A 24831-nucleotide genomic window follows, 5' to 3' on the forward strand; every position below is an offset into this window, starting at 1 on the left:
CGTCAGGCGATGATGCCGAGTGATGAGCTCTCGACGCGGTGCACCGGCGGAAGGCCCTGACGCAGCCGCTCGATCTCATCGAGCGCGGAGTCGGCGAGGCGCCCTGTCTCGGCGTGCATCGCACCGGCGATGTGTGGGCTGAGCACGATTCCGGGCGTATCGAACAGCGCCGAATCCGCGGGAAGCGGTTCGGGATCGGTCACGTCGAGGATCGCGCGGAGGGTTCCGGTCCGGCAGCGACGGACGAGGGCCTCGGTGTCGATGAGCGATCCTCTGGCGGTGTTGATCAGCACCGCGTCCGGACGCATCAGCGCGATGCGACGTTCATCCAGCAGGTGGTGGGTGTCGGGCAGTTCCGGGGCATGCACGCTCACGATGTCACTCGCCGAGAGCATCGAATCGAGATCGACGAGGCGGGCGCCCACCGCGGCCGCATCGGCGGCACTGGCGTGCGGATCGGCGACGAGCACGTGCAGCTCGAACGGACGCAGCAGCTCGGCGACACGGCGGCCCACGCGCGACAAGCCGATGAGGCCGACAGTTCCGCCGAAGTTGACGGCCGAGGGGATCGCGTCGCGCCATGCTCCACCCACCTCGCGGTGGCGTCGATACCCGTCGATGTAGCTGGGCGCGCGCTTGCCTTCGAGAAGGATGGTGGCGAGCGTGAACTCGGCGACGGGGATCGCGTTCGCGTCGGCGGCGCTCGTGACGAGGATGCCCTGATCCCAGAAAACGGGCGAGACGTGCTGTTTGACGGAGCCGCCGGTGTGAATGACGGCGCGGAGCCGCGGCGCCGCGGCGAGGACCTCGGGTCCGAGCACGGGAGAGCCCCAGCCCGTCATGAGGATCTCGGTGCGGGCGAGGCGGGCCGCTGCGTCTGGCCCGTGCAGGTCGTCGAGGCGGATGGGGTCGTCCAGGGCGATCAGCCTGTGCAGTCTCGCGAGGCGAGCGGGGTCGAAGAGGTCGGTGAACGCGCGCGCATTCATCAGAAGGAGGCCCGAGGGGCGGTCCCGATCTGTGCGCTCTCCGATGAGTTGTGCCATGCAGACCATCTGAGCACAGAAGCAACAAAGTTCACAAGATTGAAAGATAGATGTAGCAAAATGATAATAAGAATTGCGAACTGTTCCGATTGTCTGCATACTGGGCGTGACGCACGACGTGGTGTTTACCCGGAACCTCCGGACTGCCGCCCGTCGGCGACGATCGCGGCTGCAGCAGCGGCCGCGCCGAAACGGAGGAAACATGCATCGACGCACCCGCCGCGCCGTCGCGGCGCTCGTCGTGGTCCCGCTCCTCGCAGGCATGGCTGCCTGCTCGAGCAGCCCAGACGAAGGCCCTGATGAGGCCGGCGACGAGAAAGTCACCATCACGATCATGGGCAAGCCCGCGGCGACCAACACGGCAGCTGTGGCGCTGTTCGAGCGTCAGGTTGCGGAGTTCGAGGAGGCGAACCCGAACATCACCATCGAAGCGTCAGACGTACCGTGGGATGCGAAGACCTTCGCCGCCCGCCTCGCGGGCGGAAGCGCGCCGACGCTTCTGCGCGTTCCGCTCACTGAGCCGCCCGCGCTCATCGAGCGGGGACAGGTGGCCGACATCTCTGACGTGGCATCGGAGCTGGACAGCTTCGATGACCTCAACCCGCGCGTCATGCAGTTCCTCGAGCGCGACGGAGCGGTCTACGGCATCCCCGAGAAGAGCTATGCCTTCGGTCTCGTCTACAACCGGGACCTCTTCGAGCAGGCAGGCCTCGATCCGGACAGTCCGCCGAAGACCTGGGAAGAGGTCCGCGAGTACGCCGCCCAGATCGCGGAGAAGACCGGCAAGACCGGCTTCGGTGAGATCACCACGAACAACAGCGGCGGGTGGCATCTCACCGGTTACGACTACACCTTCGGTGGGCGCATCATCGAACAGGACTCGAGCGGCGACTGGAAGGCGTCGTTCAACGACGACAACGCACGCAAGGTGCTGGAGCTGTGGAAGGCGATGCGCTGGGAGGACGACTCCCTGGGCGACAACGTGCTCGGCAAGCAGGAGGATCTCGTCGCCGAGTTCACGGCGGGCAACGTCGGAATGTGGGTCTCCGCACCGCCTGACGTCTACCCGAACTACATCGCCGCAGGGGGCGACCCCGAGGCGTTCGGTGCAGGGCCCATGCCTCAAGGCGGAGCGGATGCGACCCTCGCGGGTGCGACCGTCCTCATGGTGAACGCGCAGGCGACCGACGCAGAGAAGGCCGCCGCCGTGAAGTGGATCGATTGGCGCGCGCTCCGCCCGAACTACGACCTCGAGGTCGCTGCCGAGACCGCCGAGGCCTCGGCTGCGGACGGACTGCCCGTCGGAGTGCCCGTCGCGCCGATCTTCAGCGAGGAGGCCTACGCCGCGTACAAGGAGGCCATCGCCGAGTACGTCAACGTCCCGGTCGAGAACTTCGCTCCCTACGTGGCCTCGCTGGATGCCTTCGAGTACGTCCCGGAGCCTGCGGTCGCCTCGCAGGAGATCTATGCGGCGCTCGACCCGCTTGTCCAGGCGGTCCTGACCGACCCGAACGCCGACATCGACGCTCTGCTCGCTGACGCGGAGTCCCGGGTCGACGCGATCCTGGCGCAGCACGCGTCATGACGATGGTCTCCGAACGCCGAAGTGGTGCGGTCACCGACCGCGCCACTTCGGCGGCGCCCGGGGAGACCGGCGCACGGCGGCGGCGCAGTCCGCAGCGCCGGCGCGCCGCGATCGCCGCGCTGCTCTTCCTGATCCCCGCACTCGTGACATTCGGCTACTTCGCCTGGTGGCCGATCCTTCAGAGCATCATGCTGGCCTTCCAGCAGACGAACCTCGTCGCGCCGGCGGAGTGGGTGGGCCTGCGCAACTTCGAGGTGCTGTTCGCCGACCCGCTGCTGCCGAGAGCGGTACTGAACACGCTGTGGTTCACGGTGCTCTCGCTCGCCATCGGATTGCCCGTGCCGCTTCTCTGCGCAGTGCTGATGTCGGAGCTGCGGCGCGGCGGTGCGCTCGCCCGGGTGCTCGCCTACCTGCCGGTCGTGGTCCCCCCTGTGGTCGCGGTGCTCCTGTGGAAGGTGTTCTTCAGCCCGGGCGAGACAGGGGTCGTGAACTCCCTCCTCGCGGTCGTCGGCATCGGACCGCTCCCGTGGCTCCAGTCTCCCGAACTGGCTATGCCGAGCCTCGTCATCGTCGCCACCTGGTCGGGTGCGGGCACCGCCATCCTCATCTACCTCGCTGCTCTCACGGGGGTGAGCGCCGAACTGTACGAAGCCGCCGAGCTCGACGGCGCCTCGATATGGCAGCGTGTGCGCTTCATCACGCTGCCGCAGATGCGGGGCGTCATCCTGGTGCTCCTGCTTCTGCAGATCATCGGCGCGATCCAGGTGTTCACCGAACCGTATGTCATGACAGACGGGGGGCCCGCGAACGCAACGGTCACCATCCTGCTGATGATCTACCGGTATGCCTTCTTGTTCGGCAACTACGGAGTCGCCACGGCCCTCAGCATCCTGCTCGCCGTCGTCCTCATCATCATCTCGGCCGTCTACCTCAGGCTGACCCGATCCTGGAGCTCCCGATGACCGCCCCGACATCGTCCCTGCGCACGCCTCGCCGTGAGCCCAGAACACGGGAGCGCGGTCTCCTGTCGGCATTCGACTGGCGCCGCCCGCGCGTCTTCGTGGGGTGGGGGGCGATGCACATCGCGCTCTTCGCGAGTCTCATCGCCCTCGGTGCTGTCCCGGTGGTCTGGATGCTGAGGGCCGCGATCTCGAGCACCACCGACTTGGTGCAGCGCCCGCTCAGCCTCATCCCCGAGCCCGCGCGCTGGGAGAACATCCCCACCGCGTGGAACCTGCTCGACATCGGCCACTACCTCATGAACACGGTCGTCCTCGTCGGAGGGTCATGGCTGGTGCAGCTGCTCGTCTCGGCCACCGCCGGGTATGCCCTCGCGGTCATCCGGCCCTGGTTCGGGCGCATCGTGTACGGCGCTCTCCTCGTGACGCTGTTCGTGCCGGGGACCGTGACGCTCATCGCGCTGTATCTGACCGTGCTCGACATGCCGCTCCTCGGGATCGGGCTCACCGACACCCCGTGGGCTGTGTGGCTGCCCGCCGGTGCGAACGCGTTCACGATTCTGCTGGTGAAGCAGTTCTTCGAGGAGATCCCCCGTGACCTCTTCGAGGCCGCGCAGCTCGACGGTGCCGGATGGTGGACGATCTTCTGGCGCATCGTGCTCCCGATGTCGCGTCCGATCCTCGCCGTCGTGTCGCTCCTGTCGATCATGACGGCCTGGAAGGAGTTCCTCTGGCCGTTGATCGTGCTGACCGACCCCACCACTCAGCCCCTCGCGGTCGCCCTTCCGCGCCTCGCCCAGGCCACCGATCCGGCCTACCTGATCGCCGGGATGCTGATCGCCAGCATCCCCCCGATCCTGATCTTCCTGATCTTCCAGCGCTCCATCGCGCGGGGGATCGGATTCTCCGGCCTCAAGGGCTGACCTCTCGAATCGAAAGGAACCGCTTCACCGTGCCCGCATCCCTCCCCGTCGCCGACGACTCCCCTGACCTCGTGTGGCGCGATCTCAACGGCAACGGACGCCTTGATCCCTACGAGGATCCGCGTCTGACGCCGGCAGAACGCACGGCCGACCTCCTGGGGCGATTGAGCCTCGAAGAGAAGGTCGGGCTCATGTTCCACACGGTGATCGAGGCAGGACCCGGTGGGGAGCTCCTCGAGACCCCCGGCGCGCTGAGCAAGTCTCCGACGAGCACGGTCGTGCTCGGAAAGCACATGAACCACTTCAACGTCCATGCGCTCGGACCCGCGCGCGACGCGGCGCGGTGGGCGAATGCTCTGCAGCGCCTCGCGGCGCAGACGCCGCACGGCATCCCGGTGACGATCAGCACCGATCCGCGGCACGGCTTCTTCGAGAACGAGGGCACGTCGTTCGCCGCCGGTTCGTTCTCGCAGTGGCCGGAGCCCCTCGGGCTGGCCGCCCTGGACGACGACGACATCCGCGAGTTCGCCGACATCGCCCGTCGCGAGTACCTCGCAGTGGGGATTCGGATGGCGCTTCACCCACAGGTCGACCTCGCGACGGAACCACGCTGGGGGCGGCAGCTGCACACTTTCGGCTCCGACCCCGAACGGACCTCCCGTGCGCTGGCCGCGTACATCGAGGGCTTCCAGGGCGCCGATCTCGGGCCCGAGTCCGTGGCCTGCGTGACCAAGCACTTCCCCGGCGCAGGCCCGCAGAAGGACGGCGAGGACGCGCACTTCCCGTATGGTCGCGAGCAGGTGTACCCGGGTGGCGCCTTCGACCTCCATCTCGAACCGTTCCGCACGGCGATCGCGGCAGGCACCGCCGGAATGATGCCGTACTACGGGATGCCCATCGACCTCGTGCGAGACGGGGTCCCGATCGAGGAGGTCGGATTCGGCTACAACCGGCAGATCGTGACGGGACTTCTCCGTGGCGAGCTCGGGTTCGACGGCGTGGTCGTCACAGACTGGGAGCTCATCAACGACAACGTCGCACAGGGGCAGGTGCTCCCTGCGAAGGCCTGGGGTGTCGAACATCTGGACCCGGCGGAGCGGCTGATCAAGGTGCTCGATGCGGGCTGCGACCAGTTCGGCGGCGAGGAGTGCGTCGATCTGCTGATCGACCTCGTGCGTGAGGGGAGGGTCAGCGAGTCCAGGATCGACGAGTCGGCGCGGCGCCTGCTCGAGCTGAAGTTCCGCCTTGGTCTCTTCGACGATCCTTTCGTCGACGAGGATGCCGCGGAAGCCGTCGTCGGTCGCCCTGAGCACCGAGCCGCAGGGTTCCGAGCACAGGCGGAGGCAGTCACCGTCCTCCGCGACGGCGGACCCCACGGTGTCACTGTGCTGCCGCTCGGCGCCGACCCCGCGCGGCGCGTCTACGTCGAGGGGCTCGGCCCGGAGGCCGCGCGTGTGCTGGGCGTCGTCGTCGAAAGGGTGGAGGACGCCGACCTCGCCGTTGTGCGCATCGCCGCACCGTTCGATCCGCGCGACGATCTGCTGTTCGAGTCGCGATTCCGTCAAGGGTCGCTCGAGTTCCGCCCAGGACTCGTGGCACGACTCTCACGCATCGCCGACCGGGTGCCGCTCGTGCTCGACGTCACCCTTGATCGGCCGGCGATCCTCACGCCGCTCGCGCCGCTGGCCTCGGTGCTGGTGGCCACGTTCGGAACGAGCGACGCCGCGCTCATCGCCGCGCTCACCGGCGTCGTCGGATCGCGCGGACGCCTGCCGTTCGAGATCCCCCGGTCGATGGAAGCGGTGCGCAACTCGCAGGAGGACGTGCCCAACGACACCGTCGATCCTCTCTATCCGGTCGGGTTTCCCCTCACCGCCGCTCCTGTGCGCTGACGAGACGAGCGACTGGTGTTTTCCGATCCCCGCCGCACCCGAGACCGGCTCACGCGCTTCGTCGAGGAGAGCCTCCGCGGTGCGTTGTGTACTCGTACCGCACCGCTCGAGATCTCGAGCTGGGAGGTGCCGGACGAACCCGTCCCCTTCAACGAGGCTCGGGAGCAGGTCTTCGAGCCCTTCGCTGTCGGCACCCGGTGGGGGAGACCGTGGAGCACGCGATGGCTGCGCGTTCGCGGTGCGGTCCCCGACGACTGGGTGCTCGACCTCCGCCACCGCGCCGAAGTGGCGATCGATCTGGGCTTCGACGGGTTGGCGCCCGGCTTCCAGGCGGAAGCGCTCGCGTTCCGCCCGGACGGGACCATCGTCAAAGGGGTGTCGCCTCGCAACTCGCACCTTCCCGTCGATCCGGGAGGGGTCGTGGACGTCTTCCTCGAACTCGCCGCGAACCCGAGCATCCCTCCAGAGTCCCACTGGCGCACCACAGCACTCGGAGACAAGAGCACCGCCGGCACGGAGGAGCTGTACCGCCTCCGCCGTCTGGAGCTCGCCTTCGTCGACCGTGAGGTGTGGGAACTGCTGCAGGACATCGAGATCGCCCGCGGCCTCGCCGAGCAGCTGCCGCCCGACCTTCCGCGAACGGCACAACTGTGGACGGCGCTGGACGCCGCGCTCGACGTGATCGATCCGGACGCGGTCGGAGAGACGGCATCCGCAGCTCGCGATGCGCTCGCTCCGGCGCTCGCAGCGCCCGCCGCGCGGAGCGCCCATAAGCTGGTGGCGACGGGCCACGCGCACATCGACTCCGCATGGCTCTGGCCGATCCGCGAGACGGTGCGCAAGTGTGCGCGCACGTTCTCCAACGTCATCGCGCTGATGGATGAGCATCCCGACTTCCGGTTCGCGTGCTCGTCGGCTCAGCAGCTCGCGTGGGTGAAGGAACGCTACCCCGAGCTGTTCTCCCGTATCCGCGAGAAGGTCGCCGCCGGGCAGTTCGTGCTGGTGGGCGGGCAGTGGGTGGAGCCCGATACGAACATGCCGGGCGGGGAGTCCACCGTGCGACAGCTCGTGCACGGCAAGCGATTCTTCCTCGAGGAGTTCGGCGTCGAGACGACCGAGGTGTGGCTCCCTGACACCTTCGGGTACACGGCATCCCTGCCGCAGATCATCCGGCTCTCCGGGTCGGACTGGTTCATGACGCAGAAGATCTCGTGGAACCAGACCAACTCGATGCCGCATCACACATTCTGGTGGGAGGGCATAGACGGCACCCGGGTCTTCACACATTTCCCGCCGATCGAGACCTACAACGCCGAGCTCTCGCCGGCCGAGCTGGCGCACGCGCAACGGACGTATCGCGATCACGGAACGGGCACGGTTTCTCTCGCGCCCTTCGGATGGGGTGACGGAGGCGGTGGGCCCACGCGCGAGATGGTGGCGGCGGCCCATCGTCAAGCCGACCTCGACGGGTCGCCGCGCGTGCAGCTGGGGACCCCGCGAGAGTTCTTCGAACAGGCGCGCGCCGAGCGAGAGGAGCTGCCGGTCTGGTCGGGGGAGATGTACCTCGAGCTGCACAGGGGGACGCTGACCAGTCAACTGCGCACCAAGCAGGGCAACCGTCGGGTCGAGCGACTCCTCCGCGAGGCCGAGCTCTGGTCGACGACTGCGACGGTCACGGTGGGCACGCCATACCCCTATGACGATCTCGAGCGGATCTGGCGGCGGACCCTGCTCCTGCAGTTCCACGACATCCTCCCCGGGAGCTCGATCGCGTGGGTGCATCGAGAAGCGGAGGCCGACCATGAACGCCTTGCCGCCGAGCTCGAACGGATCGTGCAGCAGGCCATCAGGGCGCTCACCGGGGTGGGTGCGCTCTCTCTCCGGGCGAACTCGGCCGCCGTCGCGCTCGACGGCGTCGCGGCGGGCGCCATCGCCGCGGCGCCGACGTCTCGGCCGTCCCCGGCGACGATCAGAGCCGAGGATCTCGGCGACGGGCGGTCAGGATGGGTGCTCGACAACGGCCGCGTGCGGGTCGTGGTCGATGCCGACGGGTTCCTGCAGTCGGTGCGCGACAAGTCGGAGCGGGATGCCATCGCTCCCGGCGAGCGCGGCGCTCTGCTGCGCCTTCACCGAGATGTGCCCGACAAGTGGGACGCGTGGGACATCGATCGGCATCACCAGGCCGCAGCGGTCGACCTCGTCTCCGCCGAGAAGGTCACGGCGACGAACCGCAACGATGTCGCGGTCGTGGAAGCCACCCGGCGTGTGGGCGCGTCGCTCATCGTGCAGACGATCGCCCTCGCACCGGGCCGCGATGCCGTCGACATCACACTCGACGTGGACTGGCGCGAACGTCACAAGCTGCTCAAGATCGTCTTCCCTCTGGATGTGCACGCCGACCGATCGACCTCGGAGATCCAGTTCGGTCACGTGGATCGCCCGACCCATGCCAACACGTCGTGGGACGAGGCTCGGTTCGAGTTCGTGGCGCACCGCTGGATACGGGTCGCGGAAGAAGGGTACGGAGTGGCGATCGCGAACGATTCGACCTTCGGACACTCCGTCACTCGTGACGTCCGGGCCGACGGGGGCACCACGACGTGGGTGGGGCTCTCGGCTCTGCGTGCTCCCACGTTCCCCGACCCGGACTCGGATCAGGGGCGGCATGTGCTCCGCTTCGCCCTCCGCCCCGGTGCCTCGATCGCGGACTCGGCGGCCGAGGGGTATCGCCTGGACCGTTCCCTTCGCGAGATCTCGGGCGCCCACGAGGTCGCTCCGCTCGTGTGGTCCACCGATCCCGCCGTGCGGATCGAAGCAGTGAAGCTGGCCGAGGATCGTACCGGTGACATGGTCGTGCGTCTGTACGAATCGAGCGGGGGACGACGCTCAACCGTGGTCGCGACCGATGCCGCGGTCGTCGACGTGCAGATCGTGGATCTGCTGGAGCGGCCGCTGCCTGACGCGGAGCGGATCGACGGGGATCCGAGTCGTGTGAACCTCGTGGTGCGCCCGTTCCAGATCATGACACTGCGCTACCGGATGGCATCGACCACATGATGATCGCGGATCGTCCGTGCGCGACCTCTTCGAGGTGCGTGTGCGGCGACGAGGTCACCGTCCGCTGGGCCCGAAGACCATCACCCGCACACCGCCAACCAGATGAGGACGAAGATGTTCAGGATCTCGATGAAGGGCGCGCTGAGCGCGTCAGCCGTGCTGATGGTCACGACCGCATTGCTGCTCACCCCTGTCGACGCGCGAGCTGACATGCCTCACAGCACGAGCGTCGTCGGTCCGGCGGCGGAGGTCGGCGTCGCGGACGCGTTCGACGAGCTCAGGGAGAAGTACCGGACGATGCTGACAGGAGGAACGGGGTACAGCCTCTCCGACCCCGACATCGCCGCGAGAGTGGTGCAGATCACGGATGCAGCGCAGGGACTCTGGGACACGATGCAGAAGGCGCCGGATCGCGTGCGTCTGTGGAATGACGCATCGTTCGGCAGCGACTCGGCCAGCATGACGACGACCTACAGCCGTCTGCGGGACATGGCGCTCGCCTACTCGACTCACGGCTCCGATCTGGAAGGCGACCCGGCGCTCAAGGCCGACCTGATCAGCGCGCTGGACTGGATGAATGCCAACAAGTTCTTCGACGGCGTCACCATGTACCAGAACTGGTGGCACTGGCAGATCGGTGCCCCCCTGGCACTGAACGACATCGTCGCCCTGCTGTACGACGAGTTGACGCCGACGCAAGTCTCCGACTACATGGCCGCCATCGCGTACACGCAGCCGAGCGTCACCATGACCGGAGCCAACCGGCTGTGGGAGAGTCAGGTCATCGCGCTCTCCGGTATCAACGCCAAGGACTCCTCCCGGGTCGCCGCGGGCCGCGATGGTCTGAGCGCACTGTTCCCCTACGTCACTTCCGGGGACGGTTTCTCGACCGACGGTTCCTTCGTCCAACACAGCTTCTACGCGTACAACGGCGGCTACGGCGTGTCGTTGCTCGCTGGGATCTCCGACCTTCTCTACCTGCTGCATGGTTCAGCCTGGGAGGTCGTCGACCCGAACAAGGCCAACGTGTTCCGGTGGATCTACGAGGCGTATGAACCGTTCATCTACAAGGGGAATCTGATGGACATGGTGCGCGGCAGGGAGATATCCCGCCACGGAACCCAGGATCTGGATGCGGCCGTCGACGTGCTCGAGGCCATGATTCGGTTGTTCGACGTCGCATCGCCCGCGGATTCCTCCGCGTTCAAGGGCATGGTCAAGTACTGGCTGCAGCTCGATACGGACAAGACCTTCCACGAGCAGGCTCCCGTGGATCTGATCGTCGCCGCGAACGGGATGCTGGGCGATCCGTCCGTCACCGCTCGTGGCGAACTGACGACGCACCGACAGTTCTCGGCCATGGATCGCACCGTCCACCTGCGTCCTGACTTCGGGTTCGGGATCAGCATGTCCTCCAGCCGTATCGGCAACTACGAGGCCATCAACTCCGAGAACAACAAGGGCTGGCACACCGGCGACGGTATGACCTACCTGTACAACGACGACCTGAGCCAGTTCAACGACGACTTCTGGCCGACGGTCGACAGCTACCGGCTGCCGGGCACCACCGTGTTGCGCAACACGACGCAGGCGGCCAACGCGCGCAACGGCGAGGATTGGGTCGGCGGCGCCGGTCTGCGCGGAGAGTACGGGGTGGCCGGAATGCAGCTGCACCCGGTGGGGCGGAGCTTGGAGGCCAAGAAGTCCTGGTTCATGTTCGACGATGAGATCGTCGCCCTCGGGACGGGGATCAGCAGCACCGACGGAATAGCCACCGAGACGATCGTCGAGAACAGGAAGCTCAACGACGCGGGCGACAACGTGCTCACCGTGAACGGTGCGGTGGAGCCGACGGCTCTCGGATGGTCGGAGACGCTCACCGGCGTCGACTACGCGCACCTCGCGGGCACGGTCCCCGGTTCGGACATCGGCTACTACTTCCCGGGAGGCGCCACGCTCGAGGGGTTGCGTGAGGCGCGGACGGGGAACTGGAGGCAGGTGAACTCCTCCGCCGCCTGGGGGGATTCGACCCCGCACACCCGGAACTACGTGACCCTGGCCATCGGCCATGGGACGAATCCGACTGACGAGTCATACTCGTACGTGCTGCTTCCGAACAAGACGAGCGCGCAGGTGGGTGCCTACGCGGCGGCGCCCGACATCAGCATCCTGGAGAACTCCGAGTCGGTCCAAGCGGTCAGGGAGAACAGCCTGAACGTCACAGGGATCAACTTCTGGAAGGACGAACCGACCAAGGCGGGCGGGGTCACCTCCGACCGCAGAGCATCCGTCATGGTGAGCGAGACCGCCGACGAGCTCGAGCTCTCGGTCTCGGACCCGACTCAGAAGAACGTCGGGATGATCTATCTGACGCTCGACGCGAGCGCGACGGGGTTGATCTCGAAGGATCCGGAAGTCACCGTCATCCAGTATCGGCCGACGGTCGTCCTCAAGGTGGACGTGAACGGTACGCGCGGCAAGGCCCTCACGGCGAAGTTCTCGCTGAGCGGCGCGGAGACGCCGAACCCGGCGCCGATCGCGATCCCCGACCCGTACGAGGCCGAAACACTGCCTGTGCATTCCCGCACCGACTCCGTCTCCGTGTACACCGACGCGAACGCCAGCGGAGGAGGAAAGCTGGGCATCAACAACAACGCGATCGGCGACTATGTCGAGTTCAGCGTCGACGTGACCCAGCCCGGGACATACGCAGTGAGTGCTCGGGCGTTGAAAGCGAGCAACAACGGCACATACCAGCTCTCGGTCGACGGGACGGATGCAGGAGCACCCCGGGACATGTTCTGGAACACATCCGAGACCGGCAAGGACTTCGACCTGGGCTCGCACACCTTCGCGACGCCGGGAAGCCACCTCTTCCGGCTGACGACGACAGGCAAGAACGCGAGCGCCTCGGGGTACAAGCTGATGCTGGACTACCTCCGTCTCATCCCTGCGGACGGCGGAGGAGGTGATCCACAGCCGCCGACGGCGCCGACGGATCTGGAGTCCCTGGCCGTCTCGGTTTCGCAGATCGATCTCAGCTGGGCAGCCTCGACGAGCGAAGACGGGGTCGCCGGATACCGGATCTACCGCGACGGATCCGAGGTCGGCAGCTCGACGACGACCTCCTTCAGCGACACGGGGTTGGCGCCGTCGACGACCTACACCTACACCGTGAGGGCGTATGACCATGCCGCCCGTCTTTCGGAGGCCAGTGCGGCAGCGACCGCGACGACCGCTGCTGTCAGCACCAGGCTGGAGGCCGAGGCGCTGACCGCCAGTTCGGGAGTGATCAAGAGCAATGCCGACGCCAGCGGAGGCCAGTACCGGATCTTCAACGCGTACGGCGTCGCGGAGCAGATCGACTATGCGGTTCCTGTATCGCATGCTGGGGCATACGACCTGGTCCTCGGCACCATGAGATTCAGCGACAACGGCACGTATCAGCTGCAGATCGACGGGAACGACGTCGGCGCCCCTGTGGATCTGTTTCGACCGTCGGGCAAAGTGGTGGTTGTCGATCTGGGAAGCGTGACGCTGAGCGCGGGCGTCCACGAGTTCACGTTCACGGCTGTCGGCAAGAACACCAGCTCGCTGGGCTACAAACTTCCTCTCGACTACATTCAGCTGGTCTCCGCCATCGAGTAGCGGCCCCGACGAGAACGCTTGACGGCGCCGCTCACCGAGGTCAGCGCGACCACTACGCGTAGCCTGAAGCGCCGCGGAAGCCGAGTGATGCATAGAGGGCGCGAGCCGCATGGTTGGCGTGGAGCACCTGCAACCACAGCCGGTCCACGCCGGACTCGGCAGCAGCCGACGCGAGAGCTTCGGCGAGGGCGCGGGCGAGTCCGCGTCGCCGCGCCTCTGGCCTGGTCGCCACGGCGTACAGTCCACCCCACTGACCGACGAGGGCGAGGCGTGCGACGGCGTCGGGCGCTGCGGGGTCGCCAGACGACGCGTACAGGGCGGGGCCGCCGGTCAGGATGCGCCATGCCACCGCTCGTTCGCGGTCGCCGCCACGGCCGTCGACAGCCCACCAGGTGTCGAGCCAGCCCTCGGTCGGCGTGTCTTCGATCACGACGCCGTGCTGAGCGGCCGACGCCACCGCCGCCCGGTCGGCGACCAGGACGTCGGTCTGCGAATGCGCGCCGTAGCCGCGAGTGGTGAGCAGTCCCGGGAGCTCCGGCGGAGACGCCGGGCTCACCTGGAAGACCGGGGGAAGCGACCGCGACGCGTACCAGCGTTCCGCCGCGTCCACCACGTTCGACAGGTGCGGAACGATCCCGGATGCGAGCACCGAGTTCGCACGGTTGGTGACTCCGGAGGACGCCCGGAGTCTCCATGCGCCGAGCGGCTCGCTCTCGATCGCGGGCCAGCCCTGGTCGGCCAGGCGATCGAAGATCGCGGCGTCGTGTGCGGGCATGTGCCCACGCTAGCAACGCGTAGGGGATGCACCTGCGACGTCGTCGCACAGCGAGGGGATCGTGCTTCGCGCCGCCGCCGGGTTCGCTCAAGCGATCTCGGTTACTCCGGCGGGCGGACATCGATGACGGTGCTCCGCAAAGAACTCCGAACCGCCGCAGCGTCCGTCACATCTTTGCGGGTGATGACGGCTCCGTCTTGGCGTGCCGACGCGTACATCGCGGCGACGAGCTCGAACGTGCGAGCGGGGTGTTGGGCTTCGGGCGGAAAGGGGGATCCATCGAGCAACGCATCGAACACGCTTCGCATGAACGGAGTGTGACCGCTCGCGACGTCGGGTCCATGGAAGCGCCACCTCGCGGCAGTATGGGGCGGCACATGCGGCGCGGGTGTCACCTCCCAGTTCTCGTTGCTGTGACCGTAGAGGTGCGTGACCGAGATCGTCGCGAGCTGGGTGTCGATGCGAATGCGGCTCACCTGCTGCGGTGAGACAGCACTGGTGATCGCCTGCGCGATGGCTCCGTTGGCGAATCTGATCGTGGAGGTCGACACATCCTCGGTCTCGATGTCGCGGTCTGTGCGCCAGAGCCGGGCTTGAACGGACTGCCAGTCGCCGAGCAGATAGGTCAGCAGATCGAGCTGGTGGATGCCGTGACCCAGTGTGGTGCCGCCACCTTCCGTTGCCCACTTGCCTCGCCACGGAACGGCGTAGTAGTCCGCATCCCTATACCAGAGCGTTTCACACACCGCAGCGAGCGGCCGCCCGAACTCACCGGCTGCGAGGAGGCTCCGAATGTGGGCGGCGGCCGAGCCTGAGCGGCCTTGAAACACCACGGCCAGTCGCCGTCCCACGGCCACGGCGACCTGCGTCATGTGGTCGAGCTCCGCCACCGACATCGCGGGCGGCTTCTCGACGACCACGTGTGCACCGGCGCGGAGAGCCGTGACGGTCTGGTCATGGTGCAGACCTGGCGGGGTGGCGAGGATCACGACATCGGGGGCCTCGTTCGTGAGCAGAGTGTCCAGCGCGTCGAATGCCGTGGCGCCCCACTTGTCGCCGAGCGAGACCGCGCGTTCTCGCGATACGTCGGCAACGGCGACAAGCCGCGCCCGCGGGTGGGAGGCGATGGCCTGGGCGTGCTCCGGCGCGATCCCACCGGCACCGACGATCGCGCAGCGAAGGATCCGTTCGCTCATGCTTTCGCCGTCGACTCGGCATGGAGGCGCTTGTGCGCGTCTGCAGTTCTCTCGGCCGCTTCCAGGATGTGGCCCAGAGGGTCGCTGCAACCGGCGAGGCCTTCGATCACCGCCGTCGTCACGGCCAGCGTGATCGCCTCCGAAGGCGGCAGCAGCCTTTCATCTCGGGAGAACGGTGCGGGTCCAAGTCCCGGGTACTGGTCTGACCGAGCGAACCACAGGGAGCGCTCGTCGACGGCCATCAGCACGCCGATCTCCCCATCGGAACTGAGCATCGACAGCCAGTCAGCAGGACGCGCGGAGACCTCCCGCTCGTCTATCTCTCCTGAGGGGCCGATGAACTTGCCGTGGCGGAACGCAGCCGATCCCCGCCAGAAGATTCCGCCGTACCCCGCGCCGAGCCGACCGTTCGTCGCAGGAGATCCAAGCGACAGCGGAGTGTGCGTCTCATTGGTCAACCGGCTATGCCAGAAGACCGCCCATGTCCCGTCGCTCACGGGCCACACGATGAGCGTGCGCTGCTCGGCGAGCAGGCGCTCGCCGGAGGGGCTGATCCATTCCAAAGACTCACGTGCCCGGACCGTCTCTGTGGACCCCGCGCGGCCATGACTCAGGATCTCCCATGCGCGATGTCGCTGGATGCCGTGATTCGGCAGCGCGCGGTACCCGTCGTGGTGCACGTACGTCGGCCCGCCCCAGAAGTTCGAGCTTCCGACGTAAGGAAGCGCAAGCGAGAGTCCTCGGTGCCAGGGATGGTCCTCGGGTGCGCTGGCCGTGACCGGACGTCCCTGGTGCGTGCGCAGCATCATGGACGGACGCGGCGAGTCGACGATCGCCTCCTGGGGCGCGAAGACGTACTCTGCGATGCTCAGACCGTCGTCCTGCACCATCAGCCTGTCGGGTGCAGCAAGCACAGCATCCATGTGTTTCCGCCTTTCATTCGCGCACGAGTTCCACGACGATCCCTTCGAAATCGACGATGTCTTCGAAGCTCACCATGCCTGAGGCGATGCTCACGTCGCCGCCCGTCGAGCGAAGCACGCTCGCGACGGACCACCCGTCGCCCTCGAGAGGGACGTCGGATCGGTTCGGGGCGTCTCTGAAGGAATGCAGCACGATGAGGGCGCGGCGTCCGTCCTCGCTGAGTCGACGGACGGCCTGCCATCCTTCCGGTCTGCGCCACGAGCCTCCTCGGCGGCCGAACCGTCGACTTGTGCCCCGCTTGAGTATCGGCGCCGTATTCCGATAGAGATCGATCGCTCGGCGCACGAGCGCCCATTGCTCCTCCCCGAGATCGGCGAGAGCTCCGGAGAGGCAGAGGCGACCCAGAAAACCGGCGGCGAGGCTGTAGGTGACTCGGTCGAGAGGATCCTCCGCATGGATCACGGCCCACACCTGTGCTTTTCGCGGCAGAACGACTCGCTGCACTTCTGCCGCGATGATCGGGATCTCGACGATCTCGTGAGCATCAGAGCAGGAGGTCATGGCGGTCCGCCCGACGAACGACGGTTCAAGCCGATGCCCTCCGCTGGCGCAGTTCTCCACGACCAGATCCGGCATCCGCTCTCTGATCTTCCGGAGCAGCCCATAGCTGCCGAGGACCTGCTGGCGCAGGCCTTCTCCGAGTCCGTCCTCATGGTCGCTGCCAAGGCCGATCGTCTCGTTGTAATCGATCTTGAGATAACCGAACCCGGCGCCGTCGAGCACGTCGACGACGGTGTCGACGAGATGATCGACCACCTCCGGCCGTGCGAGATTCCAAAAGCGCCGTGAACCGACCGTCAGCGGGACGCCGTCGCGGTGGAGCAGCCGATCGACGCAGTGGTATGCCATCGAGTCGGCTCCGACGGTCTCCAGCTCGAACCAGAGGCCCGGGATGAGTCCGCGCTCGCGAAGGGCGTCCGCGACGCCCTTCATTCCGAACGGGAACTGCTCAGTGTTGGGGATCCAGTCGCCATGGGCCTGTGCCCAGGCCTTCTCGCCCTCGGGGCGGAACCACCCCGCATCGATGACGAGATAGCGCACGCCCGATCCCGCCAGGCGGTCGGCAAGGGTGACAAGGCTCTCGTGGCTCGGACTCCCCCAGCTCGAACACCATTCGTTCACGACGATGGGGAGGTCGGCTTCCACTTCGGGAGCATCATCAGCGTGTCCGTCCTGCGCCTCGAGCAGAACGTCGTGGAGCTCGTCGACACCTCCGGACACCACGGCCACGATCGCCTCCGGCGAGGTGAGCGATTGACCAGGGGAGATCGTCTTCGCCCAGTGCCCGAACTCCCGGTCAGCCAGCCCGCCTGCGAGTGCGACGTCATCGCCCAGTCGCGCGACCTCGAGCTGCCAGCTGCCTCCCCAGGCGAGTTGCGCTCCCCATGTGACCCCCGCGACACGATCCTCGACAGCCACGAACGGCATCCAGCCGCGCGCAGGCATCGAACCGACCTGACCGAACCGCTCGCTCATGCCCGCAACACCGAGCCAAGAGCGCTCGAGGTGGAGGTCTTCCAGGCCTTCGGAGACGAGACGACCTTCTGCACTCCAGGCGCTGCGCATCCGGTGCAGGACCAGGCGCCCACTGGCGTCGTCCCGGGCGAACGGCGTGATCGCCGACAGACAGAAGCTCGACAAGGCCTCGATGACCACCGGTTCTGCGGAGAGGTTCTCGACGGTGCACCGGAACAAGAGTGCACCTCCGGCCACGAGCTCAACGCTGTGCACGACCTGCAATCCGTCGGGGCTCTGCAGGACCGTGCAGACGGAGTCGAGCGACGCCGTCTGCTCGACCAGTTCAAGACGACTCCCGGCGGGTGCCCAGTGCGTCGATCGACCCTGCGTGAACATCCCCGACGCTGAATCCCCGCGGAGCTGCAAAGACACCAGCGGATCGATCCGTCCCGCTGGCAGCTCGGCGCCGAAAGGCAGTGCGTCGACGGCCGGCACGTCGTCGATCCTCGATCGGCGGGGCTGTCGGTCCCCCCGCCTCGCGGTCGGGACGATCTCGAGCCCGACGATCCCGTCCTGCCGGACGTACCGAAGGTCAGTGGATCCGAGAGCATGCACCAGGACCTCTTCCCGGTCTCCCATGTCGCTCATTCCTTGAGGAGAAGTCAGATCACCGGATCGACTGCGACGGGAGCGCTGCCGTTCGGCAGAGTTCGGCGTACCAGTACGCGCTCATTTTCGGTGTTCGCACGAGCGTCTCGTAATCGACATGGACCAGACCGAAGCGCCGCTCGTAGCCATGAGCCCATTCGAAGTTGTCGAGCAGCGACCAGGCGAAGTACCCGCGGATGTCGACGCCATCCTCGATGCAGCGATTCACCGCCGCGAGGTGTCGGTGGAGGTAGTCGACCCGCTCAGGGTCGTCGACATGTCCAGCGATGACACGGTCATCCCAGGCCATGCCGTTCTCCGTGACCACCAGCGGGGTGCCTGGATAGCGCGTGCCGAGCGTCCGCAGCAGCTCATCCAGCCCATCGGGAGCGATGTTCCATCCCATCTGGGTGTACGGCCCAGGCTGCGGGAGGAACTCCACATCCTCGGCCCCCACCCAGGGCGATGCGCCCGGCCGGTGCCCGTCTTCCACGAGCCGCGGCGAATGCCCGTCCCACATCCGTACCGACAGCGTCGAGTAGTAGTTCACCCCGAGGAAGTCCAACGGCTGGTGGATCGTAGCCAGGTCGCCGTCCGCGATGAAGCTCCAGTCCGTCACGTGCGATGTGATCTCGAACAGTCGCTCCGGATACCGTCCGAGCAGGATCGGGTCGGCGAACGACCGGTTCGACATGAGGTCGATGCGCTCGACCGCTTGGCCTCCGGTCGGGCCCGACGCGCGAGCGCACTGGAAGTTGAGGGTCACCGACACCTCCCCGCCAGGCGCGATGCCCGAGCGAAGCTCCTGCGCGGCGCGCCCGTGCGCGAGGTTCAGATGGTGAAGCGCTTCCAACGCCGCCAGTGGCTCGGTGATTCCGGGGGCCATCACCCCGGACGCGTGACCGAGGTAGGCGGCGCACCAGGGTTCGTTGAGCGTCGTCCACTTGTGCACTCGGTCCCCGAAGTGGCGCCCCATGAACCCGGCGAAATCCGCGAATCGTTCCGCTGTCTCGCGGTTCCGCCACCCGCCCTGCTCTTGGAGCGCCTGCGGCAGGTCCCAGTGGTACAGCGTCAGGTAGGGGGTGATACCTCTGGCGAGGAGACCGTCAACGAGCCGGTCGTAGAAGTCGACCCCCGCGGCGTTGACCGGCCCGCGGCCGTCGGGGAAGACGCGGGACCAGGAGGTCGAGAAGCGGTACGCGGGAATCCCCAGAGCCGACAGCAGATCGAGATCCTCGTCGAGGCGGTGATAATGATCCGCGGCGACGTCGCCGGTGTCGCCATTGAGGATGCGGCCCGGCTCGTGGGAATAGACATCCCAGATCGACGCGCCACGGCCGTCCTCCGCGGCCGCACCTTCGATCTGGTAGGCCGCTGTTGCCGCACCGAAGACGAAGGACGCGGGGAACGCGACGTTCTGGTCACGATAGTCCGTGCTGCGCTGTGCGCGCGCCACGCTGAGATCGTGCATTGGTTCCTCTTCTCGCAGACGTGAATTTCAGGCGAGCAGTGAGCGGTCCCACCGCAGCTGCGCCCCGCCGCGGGTCAGATCGTCCTGGAAGTCCTCCAGGCGCCCGTCGTCGTCCAGCACCGCATGGGGTTCGCTCTCTGCGCGAAGACAGAAGGCTGCAAGCGCACCGGCCGCCTCGCCGATGCTCCACTCGACAGGGTGCAGCCGGTAGCAGCCGTTCGTGATCTGAGTGGTGCCGATGTTCTTGCAGGCCGGGATGAGGTTCCTGACTCGCTGTGGGATGAGAGCGCCGAGCGGGATCTCGAACGGCTGGGGGAGACTCGCCGGATAACTGTGGCCGCCCGTGGTCGGGTGGCGGTCGATCCAGAAGTAGTGGCCGGTACCGACCGTGTCCCGATACTGCACGGCGCCTTCGGGCCGATACGTGAGCGAGACCTCTTGCTCAACGATCGTCTTGCGCGCGCGAATGCGGCGCGACTCTCGGACATACGGCATCATCGCGAACCCATCCGTGGTCCCCGCGACGTCTGGACGCAGTCGCAAACCCGGCCAGCCGGTGCCCCCGTCAGGCCGCGGCGCTTCGGTCTGCAACCAGTAGAGCGTCGCCGCGCTGAGGTCCTTCGCTCCCTGCCAGTGCCGCTGGGCATCGGGGACGCCGAACAGTGGGCCGTCCGTGTAGTCGTTCTGCAGCCAGTTCACGACCACGATGTCACTGGCATAAAAGCCCGCCGTGAACTGTCGACGCGCGGCGACCCGACGATAGTTCCAGAGTTCGGGCGCCGCGCCCATCTGGTGGTGGTCGAGGTCGATCGCAGCCGGATCATCATCCATGTTGGGGTGGAATCCGTAGGTCACTGTAGGCGCTCCCGTGGCGTCGACCGCGGTGACGAAGCTCAGTTGGCGGCGGGGGCTCGTGGCATGCGGCGGAATGGCGTCGCGGTAGCGCTCATAGTTCGCCGGACGGTCGATCGTGTGGTCCTCGCCCGCTCGGTGATCCATCACGAAGCACCAGGTGGCACCCTGCATGTCGGTCGGGTCTGCGGTCTCGGCCGCCCCCGGCTCGCCGGTGTCGGCCTGGGCTTCGCGCCCGCTGACGAACTCCACTCCGCCCAGCTCCAGCAGGTCGCCGAGTTCGGTCGCGTCGAGGACATAGGAGCCGGTCAGCGTGGTTCGCTCACCAGTGTCGATCCCCTCCACCACGACTGCGCGCACGATGTCTCCGTCACTCTCCACCGCGACTGGCCGAGTCCGACGGAGGATCTGCAGCCGACCGCTTGCCTCGTACGGAAGCAGCATCGATTCGATCACTGAGAGCGCCACTCGAGGCTCGACCGATACCGGGCTGACCCAGGCCGCCCCCGGGTTCAGGTGGGCGTCGGCGCGGGCCTCCGGCGTCAGGGGATACCAGCGGCGATAGTGATCACGCAGAGCATCGCGAAAGTCACGGTAGCTCTGGTTCGCCCCGGTGCGCTCGATATGGATGTGTTCATCGGTCGGCACGAGCTGGCTGGTCAACTGGCCGCCGAGCCAGGCGGTCTGTTCCGTCAAGATGACGTGGTACCCACGACGGAGCACCGCGAGTGCTGCAGAGACCCCGCCGAAGCCTCCTCCGATGACCAGCACATCCGCATTCGTGTCAAGCATGAGTCTCCATTGGCGCAAGTTCTTCGAAAAGTTATCGGCAACGGTTGCAGAACCTGGGGCATAATGCAAGTCAGTGCGGAACACAATCTTCTCCGCACGGTAAGGACGTCATGAAGAGTCACGCCGGCCCGTCGAGTCCCGTCGAAACCCAGCGAAGGCCCTCCCTGGCCGATATCGCGGAGCAGACGGGCGTATCCATCTCAACGGTCTCCAAAGTGGTGAACGGCAAGTCCGATGTCTCCGATGCGACCCGCCGGAAAGTCGAGCAGGCGCTCCGCAGTCACCAGTACGTGCCGCCTCGTGACCGACGAGGCGACAGTCGCCTCTCCATCGCCGTGCTCGCCCGCAGCATGACTTCGCCATATACGTTGGAGATCCTCCGAGGTGCTGCGACCGCTGTCGAGCACGCGGATGCGGATCTGGTGCTCTCGCTCTACCGCGACGACAGCGATGACCGTTCCTGGATCGAGTCGATGGTCCGTGCCGGCCGCGACGCGGTGATCGCTGTGACGTCGATGCTCGACGCCAAGGAGATCGACCGGCTGAACGAGGTCGGCCTCCCCCTCGTGATCGTCGACCCGTTCAACGATCCGCAGCCCGAGACGGTGAGCGTCGGCAGTACGAACTGGAACGGCGGACTTGCCGGGACGGAGCACCTGCTCGCACTGGGGCATCGTCGGATCGGCTTGCTCATCGGCGTCCGCAACGCACTCGCCTCGCGTGCGCGCGAGCACGGGTACGTCGCAGCGCTCACCGCTGCAGGCATCGCTGTGGACCCGGCGCTCATCTTGCCCGGGGAGTACACCTTCGAGTCTGGAGTCGAGGGCGCGCTGGAACTGTTGGCGCTGCCCGAACCGCCCACCGCCATCTTCGCCGCCAGTGATCATCAGGCGCTCGGCGTCATCGAGGCCGCCCGCCAGCGCGCCATCCGCGTGCCGGAGGAACTCAGTGTGGTCGGATTCGACGATCTCCCGATCGCGCTGTCCGCATCCCCGCCGCTCACGACCGTGCGCCAACCGCTCTCCGAGATGGGTGCACTCGCCATGCGCACGGCCATCATGATGACGGGCGGCGAGGAGCCCTCGACGCACCACATGGAACTCGCCACCTCTCTCGTCGTCCGGGCGTCCTCACAAGCGCGTCAGCCCGACTGAGCGAAATAATTGTCGCAAATTTTGCTTGCGATTCTCGGGAACGCGGGTACAGTGGGTTTCGGAGGAGCCTTGATGCTTCCGGAACGGGATGTTCGATTGATCAGGCTGCTCCACTCGCCAGGCCCTCGCCTGCGAGGGAGGACAGTACAAAGGAGCACTGATCGTGAAGAAGAGCCCTCGTGGCATGCGATATGCCGCCGCCGCCGCCCTTGCCTGCGGCGCGCTGACGATGTCGGCCTGCGCCGGGAACCCGGATTCCGCCACCGACGGCCCCGTGGACCTGGTGATGGCCGTCTGGACGACCAACGACAAGCATCTCGCTGTGTTCGATGAGATCGCCGACGCCTACATCGCTGAGCACGGCGACGAGGTCAAGTCGGTCACCTTCCAGCCATTGGCAGGTAACTATCTCACGACCCTCACGACGCAGATCGCCGGTGGGAGCACCCCGGACCTCGCCTGGGTAGCCGAAGCCAACGCCACCGAGTTCGTCAAGAACGGCGTGCTGCTCGACGTCGCTGACTACTTCACGGACTCCGAGGAGTTCGAATTCGATGATGTGGTCCCGAGCGCGCTTGATCTCTGGAGCGACGACAAGGGCATATACGCCTACCCGTTCTCCACGAGCCCCTTCGGCGTCTTCGTCAATCGCGACCTCGTCGCCGCCGCAGGGCAGCCGCAGCCGGCCGATCTCCTGGCTGAGGGAAAGTGGACCTGGGACGCCGCAGCGCAGATCGCCGCTGCCGCGGCCGCAGCCACACCGGGCACCGGACCGATCGTCATCGGGACAGCCCCTGACAAGCAGTGGGACGGTCTGACCACGGTCTGGGCAGGCTGGGACGCGACACCGTGGGACGCGGCCGGCACGACCTGCACCTTCGACTCCAAGGAGATGAAGGATGCTGTCAGCTGGTACCACGACCAGGTCTACGCGGCGTCGGCGTTCGCCAAGCCGGGCGAGACCTTCTCCTTCGGCTCTGGCGGTGCCGCGATGCTCATCGCGCAGATGAGCTCGTCGGGTGGCATCGACGAGTCCATGAACTGGGACTTCCTTCCCCTGCCGGCCGGTCCGGCAGGGCAGACCGACGTCGTCGGCCAGGCCGCCATCGGCGTGATCGCGAAGAGTGCACACCCGGAAGCCGCCGCGAACTTCCTCACGTACTTCACGGATGCCCAGAATGCCGCAAAGCTCGCTCAGTTCTTTCCGGCTCCTCGCACATCGCTGCTGACCGTCGACACCCTGCAGCAGGCCGCTCCTGCGCTGTCTCCCGAGCAGATTCAGCAGACCGTGATCGATGCGATCCCTGATGCGATTACGAAGGCGAACTCGATCGTCTACAGCCAGGTGAGCCCGGTGATCCAGACCAACTTCGACGCGCTCTGGACCCCGTCGGCCGACGTGGCTCAGGTGCTCGGCGACGTGTGCACCGCCATCCAGCCGGCACTGGAGGCGAGCGCGGGATGACGTCCCTGAAAGCGCCCGGCGTCGGTCAAGCAGCCCGCGCCGGGCGCCCGCTTCCGGACGCGAGGGCTGATCGGATTCTCGGACTCACCTTCGTCGCGCCGCAGGTGTTGGGCATCGTGCTGCTGGGGATCATCCCGTTCGGCTTCGTGGTCTGGTACAGCTTCCACGATTGGAATGTCTTCCTGGGCTCGTTCGAGTTCATCGGGCTGGACAACTACGTCCGTATGTTCACGGACAAGACGGTCGCCCAATCACTCCAGGCGACCGGAATCTTCGCCCTGGGCCTGGTTGTGACGAACGTCGCGGTCGCTCTGGCGCTGGCGTCGCTCCTGAATCAGCGTCTGCGTGGGACCGTGGTGTTCCGATCGATCTTCTTCTCGCCGGTGGTGGTCTCCATCGTCGCGTGGGTCATCATCTGGGACTTCCTGCTCGCCTCGAACGGCGGCATCAACGGTGTGCTGAGCATGTTCGGCATACAGGGGCCCAACTGGCTCGCTGAGCCGGGCTGGGCCATGGCGGCCCTCGTGATCGTCCAGGTGTCGAAGGGCGTGGGAATGAACATGATCCTGTTCCTGGCGGCGCTGCAGGGCGTACCTTCCGAACTGAAGGAAAGCGCTCGCCTCGATGGCGCGAGTCCTTGGCGGACCTACCGTTCCATCACGCTTCCGCTGATCACCCCGACGCTGCTCATGGTGCTGATCATCACCACCATCTCCGCGTTCGACGTGTTCGCACCGGTGCAGCTCCTGACCGGTGGCGGGCCGGGGAACTCCACGCTGGTGTTCTCCTACTACATCTATCAGACCGCCTTCGGCCAGCAGCAGTTCGGCTACGGCGCCACGCTGGGTGTGCTTCTCTTCGTGATCACGCTCGCCATCACCGCACTGCAATGGAAGGTGCGCAGGACATGGGTACACGATGAGGTCTGA

The 24831-nt window shown here is 66.7% G+C and carries 16 protein-coding genes; 9 read left to right on the top strand and 7 right to left on the bottom strand.

Annotated features, from left to right (window positions below; all coding sequences use genetic code 11):
* Positions 1 to 2: 2 nt before the first annotated feature.
* Positions 3 to 1043 carry a hydroxyacid dehydrogenase gene (locus AB663_RS05275; protein WP_198147936.1) on the bottom strand — a complete coding sequence of 347 codons (1041 nt, stop codon included), beginning with the start codon at positions 1041 to 1043 and terminating at the stop codon, positions 3 to 5.
* A gap of 202 nt (positions 1044 to 1245) precedes the next feature.
* On the opposite strand from AB663_RS05275, the gene AB663_RS05280 reads away from it, so the two are divergent.
* The 6 genes from AB663_RS05280 (at position 1246) to AB663_RS05305 (ending at position 13107) form a co-directional block, all read left to right on the top strand.
* Positions 1246 to 2628, top strand: a complete 1383-nt coding sequence (locus tag AB663_RS05280; RefSeq protein ID WP_067196453.1) for an ABC transporter substrate-binding protein — start codon at positions 1246 to 1248, stop codon at positions 2626 to 2628.
* A complete protein-coding gene (locus AB663_RS05285) occupies positions 2625 to 3590 on the top strand; it encodes a carbohydrate ABC transporter permease (RefSeq protein ID WP_067196455.1) in 966 nt (321 codons plus the stop codon). Before AB663_RS05280 ends, AB663_RS05285 begins: the two co-directional genes overlap by 4 nt.
* A complete protein-coding gene (locus tag AB663_RS05290) occupies positions 3587 to 4510 on the top strand; it encodes a carbohydrate ABC transporter permease (protein WP_067196457.1) in 924 nt (307 codons plus the stop codon). Before AB663_RS05285 ends, AB663_RS05290 begins: the two co-directional genes overlap by 4 nt.
* Positions 4511 to 4539: 29 nt before the next feature.
* A complete protein-coding gene (locus AB663_RS05295; RefSeq protein WP_067196459.1) occupies positions 4540 to 6402 on the top strand; it encodes a glycoside hydrolase family 3 protein in 1863 nt (620 codons plus the stop codon).
* A gap of 15 nt (positions 6403 to 6417) precedes the next feature.
* Entirely contained in the window at positions 6418 to 9459 is a 3042-nt protein-coding gene (locus AB663_RS05300; RefSeq protein ID WP_067196461.1) for an alpha-mannosidase, read from the top strand.
* 114 nt (positions 9460 to 9573) lie between these two features.
* A complete protein-coding gene (locus tag AB663_RS05305) occupies positions 9574 to 13107 on the top strand; it encodes a polysaccharide lyase family 8 super-sandwich domain-containing protein (protein WP_067196463.1) in 3534 nt (1177 codons plus the stop codon).
* Positions 13108 to 13159: 52 nt separating this feature from the next.
* Here AB663_RS05305 and AB663_RS05310 read toward each other — a convergent pair whose 3' ends face one another.
* The 6 genes from AB663_RS05310 to AB663_RS05335 form a co-directional block, all read right to left on the bottom strand.
* Positions 13160 to 13882: a GNAT family N-acetyltransferase gene (locus AB663_RS05310; RefSeq protein WP_067196465.1), complete on the bottom strand. Its 723-nt coding sequence runs from the start codon at positions 13880 to 13882 to the stop codon at positions 13160 to 13162.
* Between the two features lie 101 nt (positions 13883 to 13983).
* Positions 13984 to 15078: a Gfo/Idh/MocA family protein gene (locus tag AB663_RS05315; RefSeq protein ID WP_067196467.1), complete on the bottom strand. Its 1095-nt coding sequence runs from the start codon at positions 15076 to 15078 to the stop codon at positions 13984 to 13986.
* Positions 15075 to 16001, bottom strand: coding sequence for a DUF6807 family protein (locus AB663_RS05320; protein ID WP_083511123.1), 927 nt, complete (start codon positions 15999 to 16001; stop codon positions 15075 to 15077). Before AB663_RS05320 ends, AB663_RS05315 begins: the two co-directional genes overlap by 4 nt.
* A 13-nt stretch (positions 16002 to 16014) precedes the next feature.
* Positions 16015 to 18015, bottom strand: a complete 2001-nt coding sequence (locus AB663_RS05325) for a glycoside hydrolase family 36 protein (RefSeq protein WP_198147937.1) — start codon at positions 18013 to 18015, stop codon at positions 16015 to 16017.
* Between the two features lie 172 nt (positions 18016 to 18187).
* Positions 18188 to 19639 carry a GH1 family beta-glucosidase gene (locus AB663_RS05330; protein ID WP_067196472.1) on the bottom strand — a complete coding sequence of 484 codons (1452 nt, stop codon included), beginning with the start codon at positions 19637 to 19639 and terminating at the stop codon, positions 18188 to 18190.
* Positions 19640 to 19666: 27 nt separating this feature from the next.
* Complete coding sequence (locus AB663_RS05335; RefSeq protein WP_067196474.1) at positions 19667 to 21283, bottom strand: FAD-dependent oxidoreductase; 1617 nt, start codon at positions 21281 to 21283, stop codon at positions 19667 to 19669.
* Between the two features lie 110 nt (positions 21284 to 21393).
* Here AB663_RS05335 and AB663_RS05340 point away from each other — a divergent pair, with 110 nt between their 5' ends.
* The 3 genes from AB663_RS05340 (at position 21394) to AB663_RS05350 (ending at position 24831) form a co-directional block, all read left to right on the top strand.
* Positions 21394 to 22437 carry a LacI family DNA-binding transcriptional regulator gene (locus AB663_RS05340; RefSeq protein ID WP_067196476.1) on the top strand — a complete coding sequence of 348 codons (1044 nt, stop codon included), beginning with the start codon at positions 21394 to 21396 and terminating at the stop codon, positions 22435 to 22437.
* Positions 22438 to 22600: 163 nt separating this feature from the next.
* Positions 22601 to 23902, top strand: a complete 1302-nt coding sequence (locus AB663_RS05345) for an extracellular solute-binding protein (protein ID WP_157540894.1) — start codon at positions 22601 to 22603, stop codon at positions 23900 to 23902.
* The gene (locus tag AB663_RS05350; protein ID WP_083511125.1) at positions 23899 to 24831 is read left to right on the top strand and encodes a carbohydrate ABC transporter permease; all 933 of its coding nucleotides are present in this window, start codon (positions 23899 to 23901) and stop codon (positions 24829 to 24831) included. Before AB663_RS05345 ends, AB663_RS05350 begins: the two co-directional genes overlap by 4 nt.

This window comes from Microbacterium sp. XT11, assembly GCF_001513675.1.
Lineage (GTDB): Bacteria > Actinomycetota > Actinomycetes > Actinomycetales > Microbacteriaceae > Microbacterium.

Bases quoted from the DNA above. Each gene is read 5' to 3' on its own strand.
- AB663_RS05290 (WP_067196457.1), top strand. From the start codon at position 3,587: ATGACCGCCCCGACATCGTCCCTGCGCACGCCTCGCCGTGAGCCCAGA.
- AB663_RS05330 (WP_067196472.1), bottom strand. From the start codon at position 19,639: ATGCACGATCTCAGCGTGGCGCGCGCACAGCGCAGCACGGACTATCGT.
- AB663_RS05305 (WP_067196463.1), top strand. From the start codon at position 9,574: ATGTTCAGGATCTCGATGAAGGGCGCGCTGAGCGCGTCAGCCGTGCTG.
- AB663_RS05275 (WP_198147936.1), bottom strand. From the start codon at position 1,043: ATGGCACAACTCATCGGAGAGCGCACAGATCGGGACCGCCCCTCGGGC.
- AB663_RS05340 (WP_067196476.1), top strand. From the start codon at position 21,394: ATGAAGAGTCACGCCGGCCCGTCGAGTCCCGTCGAAACCCAGCGAAGG.
- AB663_RS05280 (WP_067196453.1), top strand. From the start codon at position 1,246: ATGCATCGACGCACCCGCCGCGCCGTCGCGGCGCTCGTCGTGGTCCCG.
- AB663_RS05315 (WP_067196467.1), bottom strand. From the start codon at position 15,078: ATGAGCGAACGGATCCTTCGCTGCGCGATCGTCGGTGCCGGTGGGATC.
- AB663_RS05335 (WP_067196474.1), bottom strand. From the start codon at position 21,283: ATGCTTGACACGAATGCGGATGTGCTGGTCATCGGAGGAGGCTTCGGC.
- AB663_RS05320 (WP_083511123.1), bottom strand. From the start codon at position 16,001: ATGGATGCTGTGCTTGCTGCACCCGACAGGCTGATGGTGCAGGACGAC.
- AB663_RS05285 (WP_067196455.1), top strand. From the start codon at position 2,625: ATGACGATGGTCTCCGAACGCCGAAGTGGTGCGGTCACCGACCGCGCC.
- AB663_RS05350 (WP_083511125.1), top strand. From the start codon at position 23,899: ATGACGTCCCTGAAAGCGCCCGGCGTCGGTCAAGCAGCCCGCGCCGGG.
- AB663_RS05310 (WP_067196465.1), bottom strand. From the start codon at position 13,882: ATGCCCGCACACGACGCCGCGATCTTCGATCGCCTGGCCGACCAGGGC.